1 rRNA gene is annotated in these 703 nt (G+C 52.2%); it reads left to right on the top strand.

Annotated elements, in window-relative coordinates:
* A 23S ribosomal RNA gene (locus tag ACJ8M3_RS24775) occupies nucleotides 1-703 on the top strand; the annotation flags it as partial.

Here is a 703-nt window from a genome sequence, read left to right on the forward strand (position 1 = left end):
AACCCTGAGGCGTGATGACGATGCACTACGGTGCAGAAGTAGTTGATGCCCTGCTTCCAGGAAAATCCTCTAAGCTCCAGGTAACATTAAATCGTACCCCAAACCGACACAGGTGGTCAGGTAGAGAATACCAAGGCGCTTGAGAGAACTCGGGTGAAGGAACTAGGCAAAATGGTGCCGTAACTTCGGGAGAAGGCACGCTGGCATGTAGGTGAAGTCCCTCGCGGATGGAGCTGAAGCCAGTCGAAGATACCAGCTGGCTGCAACTGTTTAATAAAAACACAGCACTGTGCAAACACGAAAGTGGACGTATACGGTGTGACGCCTGCCCGGTGCTGGAAGGTTAATTGATGGGGTCAGCCGCAAGGCGAAGCTCTTGATCGAAGCCCCAGTAAACGGCGGCCGTAACTATAACGGTCCTAAGGTAGCGAAATTCCTTGTCGGGTAAGTTCCGACCTGCACGAATGGCGTAATGATGGCCAGGCTGTCTCCACCCGAGACTCAGTGAAATTGAACTCGCTGTGAAGATGCAGTGTACCCGCGGCAAGACGGAAAGACCCCGTGAACCTTTACTATAGCTTGACACTGAACATTGAGCCTTGATGTGTAGGATAGGTGGGAGGCTTTGAAGCGTGGACGCCAGTCTGCGTGGAGCCATCCTTGAAATACCACCCTTTAATGTTTGATGTTCTAACTCGGCCCC

The organism is Serratia sp. CY55921 (assembly GCF_052167655.1).
In the GTDB taxonomy this organism is placed as follows: Bacteria; Pseudomonadota; Gammaproteobacteria; order Enterobacterales; family Enterobacteriaceae; genus Serratia; species Serratia ureilytica.